Raw genomic sequence first — 14,734 nt, forward strand, 5'->3', positions numbered from 1 at the left:
AGCGAAGTGCTGACGTGAGAAGGTCCTTCGCTCCGCTCAGGATGACAAATTGTTTGAATAACCAATCCCTATTCCCCTTCGCATGGCAGTTCTCGTGGGCAAGCGCGCCCCTTCCTTTAAGGCCACGGCCGTGATTGACGGCAAGACCGAAGAAGAGTTTTCGCTCGACCGCTACCTGGGCAAGAAGCACGTGCTGTTCTACTTCTACCCTGCTGATTTTAGTCGGGTGTGTCCCACTGAAATCCTGGCGTTTCAGGACCGGCTGGCGGAGTTTGAGCAGCGCGGCGTGGCCGTGGTGGGCTGCTCCACCGACTCGCACTACGCCCACCTAGCCTGGCAGGAAACGCCCCGCGACAAGGGCGGCATTGCGGGCGTGACCTACCCGCTGGTGGCTGATGCCACCAAAACCATCTCGGCCAACTACGACGTGCTGGGCGGCCACTACGACTACACCGAGCAAGCCGAAATGACCTTCGTGGGCTCGCCGATGGCCTACCGGGGCCTGTTTCTGATTGATAAGGACGGCATCGTGCGGCACCAATTGGTGAACGACCGGCCGTTGGGCCGCAGCCTCACCGAAGCCCTGCGCATGATTGATGCGCTGCAATACTACGAGAACAACGGCGAGGCCTGCCCCGTGGATTGGGAGGCCGATAAAGGGGTTTAATTCATGGTCCGAACCATCGACTGGGCGCGGAGTGCGTAATTTTGGGGCTTGCTTTTTCTCTACGATATCGCCCTGGGCCTGTATGGCCTGCTGCTCCGGCTGTTAGCGCCGTTTGTGCCCAAGGCTGCGGCCTGGGTGGCGGGCCGGCGCGGGCTGCTGGCCCACGTTCGCCAGACCATTGGGGCCGATGCCGCGCCCCGCGTGTGGTTCCACTGCGCCTCGCTGGGCGAATTTGAGCAGGGCCGCCCGCTCATTGAGGCTTACCGACAGGCGCACCCCGGCACCAAAGTGGTGCTCACCTTTTTCTCGCCCTCGGGCTACGAAATCCGCAAAAACTGGCCGGGCGCCGACTACATTTTCTACCTGCCGCTGGACACCCGCGCCAACGCCCGCGCCTTTCTGGACGTGGTGCAGCCCCGGCTAGTGGTATTTGTGAAGTACGAATTCTGGTATCATTTCCTGAACGAAGCTTTTCAAAGGCAGATTCCGGCCATCGTGGTGTCGGCCATTTTCCGGCCCGAGCAGGTGTTTTTCAAGCCCTGGGGCGGCTTTTTCCGAAAAATCCTGACGCGCTTCACGCACATTTTTACGCAGAACGAAACCTCGGCCCAACTGCTGCGTGAGGCAGGAATTAATAAAGTGAGCGTGGCCGGCGATACCCGTTTCGATACCGTGGTGGCGACGGCGCTGGCCCCGGCCCGCGACCTGCCGCTGGTCGATGCTTTCGTGGCCGATGGCGCGCCGGTGCTGGTCGTGGGCAGCAGCTGGGCCGAAGACCTGCCCGTACTGCTTCCGCTGCTGCAGCGCTACGGCACGGAATTGCGCGTGCTCATCGCCCCGCACGAAGTGACAGAAACCAACCTGCGCCTGGTCGAAACCACGCTGCTGGGACCGGTGCAGCGCTATTCGCTGGCCGATACGGCCACCGTGGCTCAGGCCCGCGTGCTGTTGTTTGACAACGTGGGTTTGCTAAGCCAGCTCTACCGTTTTGGGGAATATGCTTACGTGGGCGGCGCCTTTGGCAAGGGCCTGCACAATACGCTGGAAGCCGCCGCCTTCGGTCTGCCGCTGTTTTTCGGGCCGACTTATGGCAAGTTTCAGGAAGCGGTGGAATTGGTGGCGCTGAAGGGCGCATTTCCGGTGCGGGATGGAGCCGAGTTGCTTGCCGCCTTCGCCTTTTTGTGGAATGACGACGCGGCCCGTCTGCGGCTCCAGGACACGATTCTTGACTACGTACACGACCAGGCCGGGGCCACGCGCACCATCATGGCCGCCCTGCGCACCCTCACCCCTGCCACCCGATGAAAACCGCTGATTCCTACCTCCCCGATGGCCCCACCGGCCTGCTGCACGGCATCGTGGTGAAATCCACGGGCTCGTGGTACCTCGTGCGCGGCCTCGAAACCGGGCAGCTGTACCGCTGCCGCCTGCGCGGCAAATTCAAGATAAAAGGCCTGAAAGCCAGCAACCCGCTGGCCGTGGGCGACCTGGTCGATTTCAGCATTGAAGCCCAGACCGAGGGCGCGGGCGTTATCTCGCACATCGCGCCGCGCCGCAACTACATTGTCCGCAAGTCGGTGCACAAAACCGGCCACGTTCACATTGTAGCGGCCAATATCGACCAGGCACTGCTCGTGGTTACGCTGGTATCACCGGCCACGTCGTTTGGGTTTATCGACCGGTTTCTGGTCACGGCCGAGGCCTACCACATTCCCGTCACGCTGCTGTTTAATAAGACGGATTTGTACGACGAGGACGGCTTCGAGTATCAGGCCCAGATTGCGGGCATGTACGCCAGCCTGGGCTACCCCAGCCGCACCTGCGCCGCCACTACCGGCGAGGGCGTGGACGAAATCGACCAGCTGCTGGATGGCAAAGTGAGCCTGCTGGCCGGCCATTCCGGCGTAGGCAAAAGCACGCTCATCAACGCCCTAGTGCCCGACCTCGACCTGAAAACCGCCGAAATCAGCGAGTTTTCGGATAAAGGTGTGCACACTACCACCTTCGCCGAGATGCTGGAAGTGCGCCCCGGCACATTCATCATCGACACGCCCGGCATCAAAGAGTTGGGCCTCGTGGATTTGCCGCCGGCCGAGCTGGCCGGCTATTTCCCCGAATTCCGCGCCTTGCTGGGCCAGTGCCGCTACCACAACTGCCAGCACACCCACGAGCCCGGCTGCGCCGTGCGTGAAGCCGTGGACCAGGGCCGCATCGCCCTGCCCCGCTACGACAGCTACCTGAGCATGCTGGCCGGCGAGGACAACCGGCACTAATGCTTTGCTTAAAGCAGAACGAGGGATGGAGAATTACCACTTGGGTAATTCTCCATCCCTCGTTCTGCTTTAAGCAAAGCAACCTATTTCGCCGTTGGCAGGACTACCCGGTCGATTACGTGGGTCACACCATTGCTCGAAATCACGTCGGCAATCTGTACGGTGGCGGGGGTGTCTTTGCCATTGCCGACCATAATCTGGCCGTTTTTAACCGAAATGTGCAGCTTCTCGCCGTTCACTGTGGTAAGCTCCTGCCCGTCTTTCAGGTCGGCAGCCACGAGGCGGCCGGGGATGACGTGGTAGGTGAGCACGCCGGCCAGCTTGGCTTTGCTGGCGGGGTCCATCAGGCCCGCTACGGCACCGGTGGGCAGCTTATCGAAAGCCGCGTTGGTGGGTGCGAATACGGTGAAGGGACCGGTACCGCTCAGGGTTTCCACCAAACCGGCCTGCTTAACGGCAGCCACGAGGGTGCTTACGCTTTTAGCACCGGAAGCATTGGCTACAATGTTTTTATCGGCCGTCATGGCCACTCCGTCCACCATCACGCCTTCGGGCTTGGCCATGCGGGCCGAGTCGCCGGCGACGGCGGCGATGGAATCAGCGGGGTTTACGGTGCTGACGGTTTCGGTTTCGGTAGTAGCAGGCTTGTCGTTGCCGCAGCTAGCCAGCATGAGGGAGGTGGCAAGGGCAACCAACAGGGGAGCAAAAGATTTTTTCATGAAACGGATGAGTGTGAAAGAAGAAAAACAGGTAAGTGAAAAATCATTAACGGCGTAAATGTCCCTACGGCTGTGAGCTTACGAAGTAACAGCTTGCCCCGGATGTTTCGTAAGTCCACCAAATTCTTACCTTCGCCGGCCCAATGCAGTAGCTACTGCCGGAAAACTTGTTTAACCCGCTAAAAATCCGCGATTCATGAAAACTGCCGAAATCCACACCAAAAAAGGTGTCATGAAAGTTGAGTTCTACGAGCAGGACGCTCCGAACACCGTTAAAAACTTCACCGACCTGGCCAAAAAAGGCTACTACGACGGCCTGAAATTCCACCGTGTCATCCCGAATTTCGTGATTCAGGGCGGTTGCCCCAACACCCGCGAAGGCGCCAAGGGCATGCCCGGCACCGGCGGCCCCGGCTACAAAATCGACTGCGAAACCAGCGGCGGCAACCAGTACCACGAGCGCGGCGCGCTGAGCATGGCCCACGCCGGCAAAAACACGGGCGGTTCGCAATTTTTCATCGTGCACGACCGCCAGAACACCGCCCACCTCGACCGTGTGCACACCGTATTCGGAAAAGTAGTTGACGGCGTAGACGTTATCGACAAGATTCAGCCCAACGACGAAATTGAGAAAATTGTGGTGACGGAGGCATAATCGTTTCTTCTGTCCTCCTGAACGCAGTGAAGGACCTTATCACACGAGAACGGCTTGTTCTTGTGTGATAAGGTCCTTCACTGCGTTCAGGAGGACAGTTTTATTTTTTCCCTTCCGGCGACGGGTTCTCAATTTCCTGCACCAGCTGCCCGTACCAGCCCTCGCCGTACTTGCGAATCAGCGGCTCTTTCAGAAACTGGTACACTTTCACGCCCAGCTTGCCGCCGAAGTCACAGGCTGGATTGCAGATGTTCCACCGGTCGTAGTTCAGCGCGTCGAAGCCTTCGTACTTCGTGATGCGAATCGGATACAGGTGGCAGCTGATGGGCTTTTTAAACGTGGTAGCGCCGGCCAGATAGGCCTGCTCGATGCCGCATTTCAGGATGCCGCGCTCGTCGTAGAGCGCATAAGCGCACTCCTTGTCGTCAATCGTTGTTGTGCTGAAGTCGCCCTCCCAGTCTTTGATGTAGAGCCCTTGGGCCTCGATGGCGGCCTGGCCGGCCTCCGTCAGGAAGGGCTTGATATTGGCGTATTCCTGCTCCAGAATCTTCAGTTCGGGTTCTTCGAGTGGGGCGCCGAGGTCGCCCTCCACGCAGCAGGCGCCTTTACAGGCATCGAGGTTGCAGACGAAAAAGTTGTCGGCGATGTCGTCAGAAATGACCGTTTCCTGGATAATAATCATTCACAAAGATAACGCCGGCGGCGTGGGCCGGAAATGATGGCCCGCCCCTGCCCGGGGCTCCGTACCTTTGTAAACCCGCCCAAAAGGCGGCTTATTTCGCACATGGCACTAGATTATCTTTCCCTCCTGAATCCGTCGCAAGGCGCCGCGGTGATGCAAACCGAAGGCCCCTGCATGATTATCGCCGGCGCCGGCTCGGGCAAAACCCGGGTGCTCACCTACCGCATCGCCAACCTGCTCGAAAAAGGCGTCGACCCATTCAACATCCTCGCCCTCACCTTCACCAACAAGGCCGCCAAAGAAATGCGTGCCCGCGTGGAAAAAGTGGTCGGCCCCGCCGCCCGCAATCTGTGGATGGGCACGTTCCACTCGGTTTTTGCTAAAATCCTGCGCTCCGAGGCCGATAAAATTGGTTTTCCCCGCAGCTTCACCATCTACGACACGCAGGACTCGAAAACCCTGATTGGGCAGATTGTGAAAGAACTGGAGCTGGATGACAAGCTCTACAAGCCGAGCTTGGTGCTGGGCCGCATCTCGGCCGCGAAAAACAAGCTAATTTCGCACAATCAGTACCTGAACGATGCCGCCATCAAGGCCGACGACGAGGCGGCACTGCGGCCCAAAATCGGCGTCATCTACCAGCAGTATTTCCAGCGCTGCATCAAGGCCGGCGCGATGGATTTCGACGACCTGCTGTTTAACACCAACGTCCTTTTCCGCGACCACGCCGATGTTCTGAATAAGTACCAGAACATGTTTAAGTACGTGATGGTGGACGAGTATCAGGACACCAACTATTCACAGTATTTAATCACCCGCAAACTTGCGGCAAAAGAACGAAATATCTGTGTGGTGGGCGACGATGCGCAAAGTATTTACGCTTTCCGGGGTGCCGATATTTCCAATATTCTGAATTTCGAAAAAGATTATCCCGAACTACAAGTATTTAAGCTGGAGCAGAACTACCGTTCCACGAAAAATATTGTATGGGCGGCTAATTCGGTAATTAAAAACAACCAGGCGCAATTGCGCAAGGACGTATTTTCGGAAAACGAGGACGGCACACTGATTGAAGTAATAAAAGCCGCCTCAGACAACGAGGAAGGCAAATTAGTGGCCAATTCCATCTTTGAGGACAAGATGAACGGGCATTTGTCCTACGACAATTTTGCCATTCTCTACCGTACCAACGCACAAAGTCGTGCGATGGAAGAATCCTTGCGAAAATTAAATATCAAATACAAAATCGTTGGTGGCCTGTCGTTTTATCAGCGCAAAGAAATCAAGGATTTGGTGGCTTATTTGCGGCTCACGGTCAACCAAAACGATGAGCAGGCCATTCGCCGGGTAATTAATTATCCGAAGCGCGGCATTGGTGATACTACCATCAGCAAATTGATAACGACGGCCGACGAAGCTAACCATACGCTGTGGGAAGTAGTGGCTAATGCCGACCAATTCATGCCGGCCCGCGTGAGCAATCCGGTGGTAGGTTTTGCCGAAAAAATCAAGAGCTACATCGTAATTGCCGAGAAGGAGGATGCATTCGAAGCAGCCAAATTCATCGCCAAAAACTCCGGGATGCTGGAGGAGCTTTATGCGGATAAGAGCATCGAAGGCCTTTCGCGCTACGAGAACATCCAGGAATTGCTGAACGGCATCAAAGAGTACGTGGATGACCCCGAGCGTGAGGACAAAAGCCTCGGCGCATTTCTGCAGGACATTGCTCTCGTCACGGATTCGGACCTGAAAGATGCCGCGCAGGAGGGCGAAGCCGTCACGCTGATGACCATTCACTCGGCTAAAGGCCTGGAATTTCGCAACGTGTACATCGTGGGCATGGAGGAAAACCTCTTTCCGAGCCAGATGATGATTACCTCACGGGCCGATTTGGAAGAGGAGCGCCGCCTGTTTTACGTGGCCATCACGCGGGCCGAGAAGAAGCTCACGCTGAGCTATGCCACTTCACGCTACCAGTGGGGCAACCTGCGCAGCTGCGAAAAAAGCCGCTTTCTGGACGAGATTGACCCGCAATACGTCAACTTTAAATTTGCCGCCGGGCCGGGCGCGGGCGAAGGCTCGCCGTTCCAACACGTATTTGAGCGCCGCTCAAACCTGATTCCGACGCCGCCGCGCAAAGTGCAGGCCACCAAATACGTAGCCCCGGCCGACTTTGCGCCTTCCGACACCTCGAAGCTGCAAACCGGCCAGCGCGTGGAACACGCTAAGTTCGGTTTCGGCACAGTGAGCGCACTCGAAACGCAACAGGGCACTACCAAAGCCACCATTCAGTTTGAGGAAGTGGGCGAGAAAGTGCTGCTGCTGAGCTTTGCCAAGCTGCGGGTACATTAGCAAACGCTGCATAAACCTACCTCTGGCACGTCGTGCTTTTCTGCACTACGCGACGGCCCCAACGCCGTATCTTTGGCCTGAGCCCCGCCCCTGGCGGCCTCTCTCCTGCTTTTTATGACCGATATTAATTCCCTGCCCTTCCACCTGCAGCTGCTGGTGCGCGAATACGGGCACAGCACTTACCAACTCATCCAGGGCCTCAAAGACATTGAGGACGTGGCCGAGCGTACCAAACGCGCCTCGGCCATTGTGCAGCTCATGCTGCGTCTGCAGCCGGCCCTGCGCGACCTGCCCGAAATCCAGACCCGCCTCTGGAACCACCTGCACGCCATGGCCGGCGAAGACGTAGCTCTGGAAGCGCCCGTGGCCCTGCGCAGCCTCACGGTGCGCACCGAAAAGCCCGGCCGCGTACCCTACCCCCGCACCGCTCCTAAGCTGCGTGCGTATGGCGCCGCCATCGAAGCCCTCATTGCGAAAGCCCTCACCCTGGAAGATGCCGCCGAGCGCGAGCAGGCCACCATCCAGATTGGCCGGACGATGAAGTTCCTCTACCGCCAGCACAACAAGGAAAACGCCAAGGACATGACCATTCTGCGGCACATGAGCGAGCTCTCGGGCGGCCAGCTCAAGCTCGACCCGGCCGTGGTGGACAGCGAAAACCTGTTTGAAATGCCGGCTGCTCCGGCGGGAACCAAGCCGTTCATCGTGCCCCAGCCCCAGCAGCGCGAAGGCCAGAACCGCGACCGCCGCGAAGGCCGTGACCGCGACAACCGGGGCAATGGCTTCGGCAACAAAAACGGCAAGAAGCGCAAAAAAGGCCGTAGCCAGGAGCCCCAGCAGCCCCCTCAATAGTTTTCTCTTTTACCTCCTGTCATCCTGAGCACAGCGAAGGACCTTATCATGAGTGAACGTTTTGTTCTAGCGTGGTAAGGTCCTTCGCTGCGCTCAGGATGACAGACTTTTACCCTTAAATTATATGGCTGCATTTGAAGTACGCGGCGGCAAACCACTGCGCGGCGAAATCACGCCCCAGGGCGCCAAAAACGAAGCCCTCCAGATTCTCTGCGCGGTATTGCTGACCCCGGAACCCGTCACCATCAGCAACATTCCCGACATCCGCGACGTCAACAAGCTCATCGAGCTGCTGCGCGACATGGGTGTGAAAGTGGGCAAGCTGGCTTCCGACACTTATATTTTCCAGGCCGAGGACGTGAACCTCGACTACATGGATACGCCCGAGTTTGTGGCCCAGGCCGGCGCGCTACGCGGCTCGGTGATGATTCTCGGCCCGATGCTGGGGCGCTACGGGCGCTGCCAGCTGCCCAAGCCAGGCGGCGATAAAATTGGCCGTCGGCCGATGGATACGCACTTTTTGGGCCTCGAAAAGCTGGGTGGTAAGCTCACGCTCGAAGGCACCGACTTTTATCGCATCAAGGTCGACGGCAAGCTCACGGGCACCCACATGCTGCTCGACGAAGCCTCAGTAACCGGCACTGCCAACATCCTGATGGCCGCCGTGCTAGCCGAAGGCACCACCACCATCTACAACGCCGCCTGCGAGCCTTATTTGCAGCAGCTCTGCCGCATGCTGGTACGCATGGGCGCTAACATCCAAGGCATTGGCTCCAACCTGCTCACCATCGTGGGCGTGGAGAAGCTGGGCGGCACCGAGCACCGCATGCTGCCGGACATGATTGAAATCGGCTCCTTCATCGGCCTCGCGGCCATGACGGGCTCCGAAATCACCATCAAGGACTGTCAGATTCCGGAGCTCGGCCTCATTCCTGACACTTTCCGCAAGCTGGGTATTCAGCTGGAATTCCGGGGTGATGACATCTTCATTCCGGCTCAGGCACACTACGAAATTGCCACCTACCTCGACGGCTCCATCCTGACGGTGAGCGACCACACCTGGCCGGGCTTCACCCCCGATTTGCTCAGCATTGTGCTGGTGGTGGCCTGTCAGGCCAAGGGCACGGTCCTCATTCACCAGAAGATGTTCGAGTCGCGCCTGTTCTTCGTCGATAAGCTCATCGACATGGGCGCGCAGGTAATTCTCTGCGACCCGCACCGCGCCACCGTCATCGGCCTCGACCAGCGCACGCGCTTACGCGGCATCACCATGACCTCGCCCGATATCCGCGCGGGCGTGGCCCTGCTCATCGCCGCTCTGTCGGCCGAAGGCAAAAGCACCATCGAAAACGTGGAGCAGATTGACCGCGGCTACCAGAACATAGACACGCGCCTCCAGGCGCTGGGGGCTGATATTCGGCGCTTGTAGCAGAACTGCTTAATCGATTCCTAAAAATGCCCGGCCCTTCCGCCGGGCATTTTTTATTGCCGGCTATATGGGTTACTTCTGGTTGTGCTTTGGCATAAAAGGAGCTGCGCAGCTACTGTTTCTGGTTTCACTTTTTACGGAATGAATCATGAAATCCTCCCTCAGCATTGCTATTGGGCTGGCAGTCCTGCTGTGCGGCTGCAGCCACGCTAAAAAAGAAGTCGCCAAAGAAGCCGCCGTTGTGGACGTGGCTCCGCAATACATGATGAGTGCGCCGGCCGCGCCCCCACAGAGCCCGGATTCGGACGATAAGGAGGCTACGGCCGACGTGATTCCGGGTCCCCGGCCCTACATCGAATCCGTCGTGGCTCCCTCCCGCCTGCTCATCTACCACGCTGATTTACGCCTGAAAGTGGCCAGCCTGCCTCGAGCCAGTGCCCGCCTCGACAGCCTTGTGCACCGCAACGGTGGCTACCTCAGTGCGGCCACCGAGGTACGGGCCGACGGCGAATGGCGTCAGGCTATGACCATTCGTGTGGTCCCATCTCGCTTTGAGCCGCTGATGGCCGCGCTCGGTGGCCTCGGCACCGTGGAAGAAAAAAAGCTGACCACCGACGATGTCACGGCCCAGCACGCCGACGTGGCCGCCCGTCTTGCCACCAAGCGGGCCGTCGAAAAGCGCTACATCGACCTGCTGGCCCGCGCCCGCAAAATCAGCGAAGTGCTGGAAGTTGAAGGCAAAATCGGCGAGGTGCGCGAAGAAATCGAAAGCACCGAAAGCCGCCTCAAAACGCTCAACGATGAAGTGGCCTATTCTACCATCTCCCTTACCTGTTACCAGTCCCTGCCCCAGTCCGTACCCGAAGCACCGGTCGTGTCATTTGCCAGCCGTTTGGTAGAGTCATTCTACACCGGCTGGACCCTGATTACCAGCCTACTGATTGGCATGGTTGCTATTTGGCCCTTCTTGCTGCTTGGGGGAATTGGGTGGTGGGCCGTGCGCCGCTGGCGGCGAAGCATTGCCCAAGCCTAAAGAACACCAAAACTCCCCGCCCCAGTACCGATAATGGTACCGCGGCGGGGAGTTTTGTTTCAGAACGACGCCGGATTTAATCCATCACCAAATCCACCACAGCATTCACCACCGACAGCGCCAAGCTGAACAACAGTGCATTCAATAAGCCGTGCACATCGAAGCTGCTCATCAGGAAATCGGCCAGCTTCACGATGATGACGTTGATAACCAGCAGGAACAGGCCCAATGTGAGCACCGTGATGGGAAAGCCCAAAATTTGCAGAATGGGTTTCACGATGGCATTCAGAATGCCCAGCACGATGACCAATATAGCTGCGCTGCCCACGCCGCCCAGCACCACGCCCGGCAGCACCATGCTGAGGCCATACACCAGCACGGCAGTGAGAATGAATTTCAGGATGAATCCTATCATGGCAAAAGGGTTAAAGTGAAAGAAGCTTACTCGGCGTGCATGCCCTTAGCAGCCAGCCGCCCTTGCGATACGGCCATCCAGTTGCAAAGTTGGTAGAGCAGGCGTGCGCCCACGATGGCGTTCCACTCCGTGTCGCCGGGTGCTACTTCGTTCAGGTCGCAACCGATGATTTGGATGCCCGCCCGCACGATGGCGCGCAGCAGGTAAGTGGCCTCTTCAAACTCCAGGCCGCCGGGCACGGGCGTGCCGGTACCGGGGCACAGCTTGGGGTCGAGGCCGTCGATATCGAAGCTGATGTACACCTTTTTGGGGAGTTGGGCGATGATTTTGCCGCACACCTTCTTCCACGACTTTTTGGCAAACTTCTCGTCGCTCAGAAACCGCTGGCTGAACAGCGCCACCCGGCCATTGGACTGGTCGATGACGTCGGCTTCCTGCTGGCAAAAATCCCGGATGCCTACCTGCACGAGCTTCTTCACTTGCGGCAGCTCCAGCGCATTGTGCATGATGCTGGCGTGCGAGTATTTGAAGCCTTCATAAGCGGGGCGCAGGTCGCAGTGCGCGTCGAACTGCAGGATGGCAAATTCGTCGTGGCGCTCAGCCAGCGCGTGCAGGTAGCCCAACGGGGTGCTGTGGTCGCCGCCCAGTACTACCACGCCCTTGCCGGCATCGAGCAGGGCACCGGTTTTGGCTTTCAGCCACGCCAGCATCTTATCGCCCTCAGCAGTGGCCTGAGCGGGCACCTTTTCATGTTTTTTGCGGTCGGCTTCGGGCTGCCCTTCTTCCAGCCAGCCGATATAATCGGCAGCCAGCGGGCGCAGATTGCGACTAGCTTCGGCAATGGTTTCGTCCGCCTCCTCCATGGCCAGGCCAAGTTTCCAGGCATTGGGCACGTCCGAATCGTACAAGTCTACTTGCAACGAGGCTTCGCGGATGGCGGCCGGACCATCGGCCGTGCCGGCGCGGTAGCTCACTGTCACTTCCCAAGGCACGGGCACAACGACTACCTGCGCCTCTTCGGGCGTGAAGGGCAGGCCGAACAGGCCGCTGTCCGCATCGCCGGGCGCGTTGGGGTCAAAGGAAGCTATTTTCTGGGCGAGGGCGTCCGCTTTAGACATTGGAATTAGTGCGTAGGTAAACAGTAAGGTTGAATGCGAAAAAGAACGTCATGCCGCGCCGGCAGTTGCAGTCCCAGGCCCGCCAGCCAGTTCAGCGAACGGGCTCGCGGGAGAGTTGCAACGGCCGGCGCGGCATGACGGGCCGGAACGCAGTTAAGCATTCCTAAAAAAGCTGTTAGGCCGACATCTGGCTACCCAGAAAGTCGTAGCTGCGAATGATTTCCAGGATTTTCTGGAACGTCACGCGGTCAAAAAACAACATCAACGGCAGTTCCACCGTGTTGTCGCGGTCCGAAAACTGCGTGATAACCGAGAAGATGAGCGGTTGCAGCTGTTGCGCCGGCAACAGGCTCTGCAGGTTCTCCGCAATATCTCCTTTGGGGGCCACGGGTGGCGCCCCATAGATATTGGCTTTGAGAATGTTAGCCAGCTGCGTTACCAAAGCCCCGGTAATAATATTACTGATTTCAAGTAGCAGCGATTCCTGTAACTCGTTCAGTTCTAATGTTTCGGGCGTTTGCATGCGCAGACATACCCGCGAGAGGCGCTGCACGTGCTGTCCGGAGAAGAACATGAGCGTCGTGCCATTGAAATCACCCCGGATATCGGACTGAATGGGCACGTGACGGGTCTGGTATTCGCGCACCCGGTGCAGAATATCGTCGCTCATCAGCAAGTCAATATTCGGCACTTCAAGTAACACCCGTTCCTGGGCGATAACGGCGAATGAATCGGCGGCACGAGCCAGGCCAATGTTAAGAATCTCGCGGATTATATCACGCTCTAACTCAGTCATCGATAAATCCATAACGTCAAAGATAGGGGAAAGTGCAGCTGCGAGGACTGGGGTGAAAGTAGGAAAATTAAGGGCGTTTGGTCAGAAACAGGCGAGTCAGGGCCGGCACATCCAGCACTAGGCACACTTGCCCGCTGCCGAGCAGGGTAACTCCACCAAACAGGTCGATGGTATCCAACGGTTTACTAAGGGGCTTGATGACAATGTTCTGCTGCCGGATAAACCGGTCAACCAGCAAGCCTAGCCGGCGGTTATTGTAGTTCACAACCAGTACCTGTTGGGCACCGGCCATGTCAGCTTTATCGGCTAAGGGCAGCATTTCGTCGCCTTCGTCGTGCAGCAGCATCCGCAGCGGTATCAGCGGCACGGCCTGCCCCTGCACGTGCGTAACCAGCACGCCGCCCACCACCGAAATTTTGTCAGGTTGCAGGGCGAGCACTGTATCAGTGTGCATCAGCGGGATGGCGTAGGGACGCTCATCTACTTCAATCAGCAGCGCGCCTTTCACGGCAATCGACGTGGGAAGCACCAGCGTAAACGTGGTGCCCACACCCAACTGCGATTCAACCCGCAGCTGCCCGCCCAACGAGTCGAGGGCCAGCTTCACCACATCAAGCCCCACGCCGCGGCCCGAAATGTCGGTAATCTTGCTGGCCATTGAGAAGCCGGGCTCGAACAGAAAAGCCCACACGGCCTGCTCGTCCAGATTGGCGGCCGCACTGGCCGTGGTCAGGCCGCGCTCCACGGCCTTGCGGCGCACGGCTTCCGTGTCAATGCCCCGGCCATCGTCGCGCACCTGAATGAGTACATCGTCGCGCTCGGTCAGGGCCGAAAGGGTGAGGTGACCAACGGCAGATTTGCCAGCCGCCGCCCGTTGGGCCGTGGTTTCGAGGCCGTGGCTGACGGCGTTGCGCACCAAGTGCAGCAGCGCGTCGGTAATGATTTGTAGGATGTTGCGGTCAATCTGTACATCCTGTCCGCTGAGGGTAAGCTCAACTTCTTTGCTTTCGGCGGAAGCCACGTCGCGCACCACACGGGGGAACTTATTCAGCAGCACGCCCACGCCTACCAAGCGGGCATCCATCACGCTGTACTGCAAATCATCGGAAATGCGGAACAGGTGCTGGGCGGTGGCAAGCAGCGCGGGGTTGCCTATCTCCTGCGCCAGCGTCATAATCCGGTCACGGTCAATCACCAGCTCCCCTACCAGATTCAGCAGATTATCAAGCTTTTTAACCTGAATATACACCAGGTCAGAAAGCTCCATTTTCTTACCCGACTCCCCTTCTGTTTCTACCTCTTCGGCTTCTTCCAGAATTGGCTCTTCGCCCCGCACCAAGCGGTCGAGATTATCGAGCAACATCGTGGCATCCGGCAGTGGCTGGCTGGCTCCCACCGCCCGAATCATGTTGCCCAACGCATCAACACCGGCAAAAACCACTTTGATAAGCGAACCGCTGAACGTGCGCTCCTGGTCCCGAATCAGCCCAAATAGCGTTTCGAGGTGGTGCGCCACTTCGCCCAAATCGGTGAAGCCCATGGCGCGGGCATTGGCCTTGAGGTTGTGCATGAGCCGGAACAGCTCATTCAGCGCTGGGCCGGCATTGGGGTTGCGCTCAAGCTCGCTCAAATGGCGGCTCATGGAGTCGTAATACTCCAGCGCTTCGGCCATGAAAAGCTCCCGGTATTCCTGGTCGCGCGTTTTCATTAGGCCTGAGAAATTGAGTTGATAAACCAACTTTC

The 14,734-nt window shown here is 58.2% G+C and carries 14 protein-coding genes; 8 read left to right on the forward strand and 6 right to left on the reverse strand.

The features are described 5' to 3' along the window. Positions 1-82: 82 nt before the first annotated feature. From ACYVM5_RS19425 to rsgA, 3 genes are read left to right on the forward strand one after another with little or no spacing between them, the layout of a single operon-like run. Positions 83-667 (forward strand): peroxiredoxin, encoded by a 585-nt coding sequence (locus ACYVM5_RS19425; RefSeq protein ID WP_460619747.1) that lies wholly within the window; start codon positions 83-85, stop codon positions 665-667. Positions 668-715: 48 nt separating this feature from the next. Further along, positions 716-1,972, forward strand: coding sequence for a 3-deoxy-D-manno-octulosonic acid transferase (locus ACYVM5_RS19430; RefSeq protein WP_460619748.1), 1,257 nt, complete (start codon positions 716-718; stop codon positions 1,970-1,972). After that, positions 1,969-2,940: a ribosome small subunit-dependent GTPase A gene (gene rsgA, locus ACYVM5_RS19435; RefSeq protein WP_460619749.1), complete on the forward strand. Its 972-nt coding sequence runs from the start codon at positions 1,969-1,971 to the stop codon at positions 2,938-2,940. Before ACYVM5_RS19430 ends, rsgA begins: the two co-directional genes overlap by 4 nt. Before the next feature lie 83 nt (positions 2,941-3,023). On the opposite strand, the gene ACYVM5_RS19440 is transcribed toward rsgA, so the two are convergent. Beyond that, complete coding sequence (locus ACYVM5_RS19440) at positions 3,024-3,659, reverse strand: fasciclin domain-containing protein (RefSeq protein WP_460619750.1); 636 nt, start codon at positions 3,657-3,659, stop codon at positions 3,024-3,026. Between the two features lie 196 nt (positions 3,660-3,855). Between ACYVM5_RS19440 and ACYVM5_RS19445 the strand changes: the two genes are divergently transcribed. Beyond that, positions 3,856-4,314: a peptidylprolyl isomerase gene (locus tag ACYVM5_RS19445; RefSeq protein WP_460619751.1), complete on the forward strand. Its 459-nt coding sequence runs from the start codon at positions 3,856-3,858 to the stop codon at positions 4,312-4,314. A gap of 100 nt (positions 4,315-4,414) precedes the next feature. Here the strand turns inward: ACYVM5_RS19445 and ACYVM5_RS19450 are convergent, their stop codons facing one another. Then, positions 4,415-4,996 (reverse strand): DUF3109 family protein, encoded by a 582-nt coding sequence (locus ACYVM5_RS19450; protein WP_460619752.1) that lies wholly within the window; start codon positions 4,994-4,996, stop codon positions 4,415-4,417. A 102-nt stretch (positions 4,997-5,098) separates the two neighbouring features. Between ACYVM5_RS19450 and ACYVM5_RS19455 the strand changes: the two genes are divergently transcribed. From ACYVM5_RS19455 to ACYVM5_RS19470, 4 genes are all read left to right on the forward strand, one after another. Further along, a complete protein-coding gene (locus ACYVM5_RS19455; RefSeq protein ID WP_460619753.1) occupies positions 5,099-7,348 on the forward strand; it encodes an ATP-dependent helicase in 2,250 nt (749 codons plus the stop codon). A gap of 114 nt (positions 7,349-7,462) precedes the next feature. After that, the gene (locus ACYVM5_RS19460; RefSeq protein WP_460619754.1) at positions 7,463-8,200 is read left to right on the forward strand and encodes a DUF4290 domain-containing protein; all 738 of its coding nucleotides are present in this window, start codon (positions 7,463-7,465) and stop codon (positions 8,198-8,200) included. A gap of 124 nt (positions 8,201-8,324) precedes the next feature. Continuing rightward, positions 8,325-9,629 carry a UDP-N-acetylglucosamine 1-carboxyvinyltransferase gene (gene murA, locus ACYVM5_RS19465; protein WP_198074137.1) on the forward strand — a complete coding sequence of 435 codons (1,305 nt, stop codon included), beginning with the start codon at positions 8,325-8,327 and terminating at the stop codon, positions 9,627-9,629. Between the two features lie 148 nt (positions 9,630-9,777). Continuing rightward, the gene (locus ACYVM5_RS19470) at positions 9,778-10,662 is read left to right on the forward strand and encodes a DUF4349 domain-containing protein (RefSeq protein WP_460619755.1); all 885 of its coding nucleotides are present in this window, start codon (positions 9,778-9,780) and stop codon (positions 10,660-10,662) included. 76 nt (positions 10,663-10,738) lie between these two features. On the opposite strand, the gene ACYVM5_RS19475 is transcribed toward ACYVM5_RS19470, so the two are convergent. The 4 genes from ACYVM5_RS19475 to ACYVM5_RS19490 all read right to left on the reverse strand — a co-directional run bounded on the left by ACYVM5_RS19475 (position 10,739) and on the right by ACYVM5_RS19490 (position 14,699). Then, positions 10,739-11,077 (reverse strand): phage holin family protein, encoded by a 339-nt coding sequence (locus ACYVM5_RS19475; RefSeq protein WP_460619756.1) that lies wholly within the window; start codon positions 11,075-11,077, stop codon positions 10,739-10,741. 26 nt (positions 11,078-11,103) lie between these two features. Continuing rightward, positions 11,104-12,195, reverse strand: coding sequence for an agmatinase family protein (locus ACYVM5_RS19480; RefSeq protein WP_460619757.1), 1,092 nt, complete (start codon positions 12,193-12,195; stop codon positions 11,104-11,106). A 175-nt stretch (positions 12,196-12,370) separates the two neighbouring features. Continuing rightward, complete coding sequence (locus ACYVM5_RS19485) at positions 12,371-12,991, reverse strand: chemotaxis protein CheC (protein WP_198068990.1); 621 nt, start codon at positions 12,989-12,991, stop codon at positions 12,371-12,373. 67 nt (positions 12,992-13,058) lie between these two features. Continuing rightward, positions 13,059-14,699: a chemotaxis protein CheA gene (locus ACYVM5_RS19490; RefSeq protein ID WP_460619758.1), complete on the reverse strand. Its 1,641-nt coding sequence runs from the start codon at positions 14,697-14,699 to the stop codon at positions 13,059-13,061. Positions 14,700-14,734 lie beyond the last annotated feature (35 nt).

The organism is Hymenobacter ruber (genome assembly GCF_054783255.1).

What these genes read in the sequence shown, in the direction of transcription:
- ACYVM5_RS19425 (WP_460619747.1), top strand. Translation starts at nt 83, where the DNA reads ATGGCAGTTCTCGTGGGCAAGCGCGCCCCTTCCTTTAAGGCCACGGCC.
- rsgA (WP_460619749.1), top strand. Translation starts at nt 1,969, where the DNA reads ATGAAAACCGCTGATTCCTACCTCCCCGATGGCCCCACCGGCCTGCTG.
- ACYVM5_RS19440 (WP_460619750.1), bottom strand. Translation starts at nt 3,659, where the DNA reads ATGAAAAAATCTTTTGCTCCCCTGTTGGTTGCCCTTGCCACCTCCCTC.
- ACYVM5_RS19445 (WP_460619751.1), top strand. Translation starts at nt 3,856, where the DNA reads ATGAAAACTGCCGAAATCCACACCAAAAAAGGTGTCATGAAAGTTGAG.
- ACYVM5_RS19450 (WP_460619752.1), bottom strand. Translation starts at nt 4,996, where the DNA reads ATGATTATTATCCAGGAAACGGTCATTTCTGACGACATCGCCGACAAC.
- ACYVM5_RS19455 (WP_460619753.1), top strand. Translation starts at nt 5,099, where the DNA reads ATGGCACTAGATTATCTTTCCCTCCTGAATCCGTCGCAAGGCGCCGCG.
- ACYVM5_RS19460 (WP_460619754.1), top strand. Translation starts at nt 7,463, where the DNA reads ATGACCGATATTAATTCCCTGCCCTTCCACCTGCAGCTGCTGGTGCGC.
- murA (WP_198074137.1), top strand. Translation starts at nt 8,325, where the DNA reads ATGGCTGCATTTGAAGTACGCGGCGGCAAACCACTGCGCGGCGAAATC.
- ACYVM5_RS19470 (WP_460619755.1), top strand. Translation starts at nt 9,778, where the DNA reads ATGAAATCCTCCCTCAGCATTGCTATTGGGCTGGCAGTCCTGCTGTGC.
- ACYVM5_RS19475 (WP_460619756.1), bottom strand. Translation starts at nt 11,077, where the DNA reads ATGATAGGATTCATCCTGAAATTCATTCTCACTGCCGTGCTGGTGTAT.
- ACYVM5_RS19480 (WP_460619757.1), bottom strand. Translation starts at nt 12,195, where the DNA reads ATGTCTAAAGCGGACGCCCTCGCCCAGAAAATAGCTTCCTTTGACCCC.
- ACYVM5_RS19485 (WP_198068990.1), bottom strand. Translation starts at nt 12,991, where the DNA reads ATGACTGAGTTAGAGCGTGATATAATCCGCGAGATTCTTAACATTGGC.
- ACYVM5_RS19490 (WP_460619758.1), bottom strand. Translation starts at nt 14,699, where the DNA reads ATGAAAACGCGCGACCAGGAATACCGGGAGCTTTTCATGGCCGAAGCG.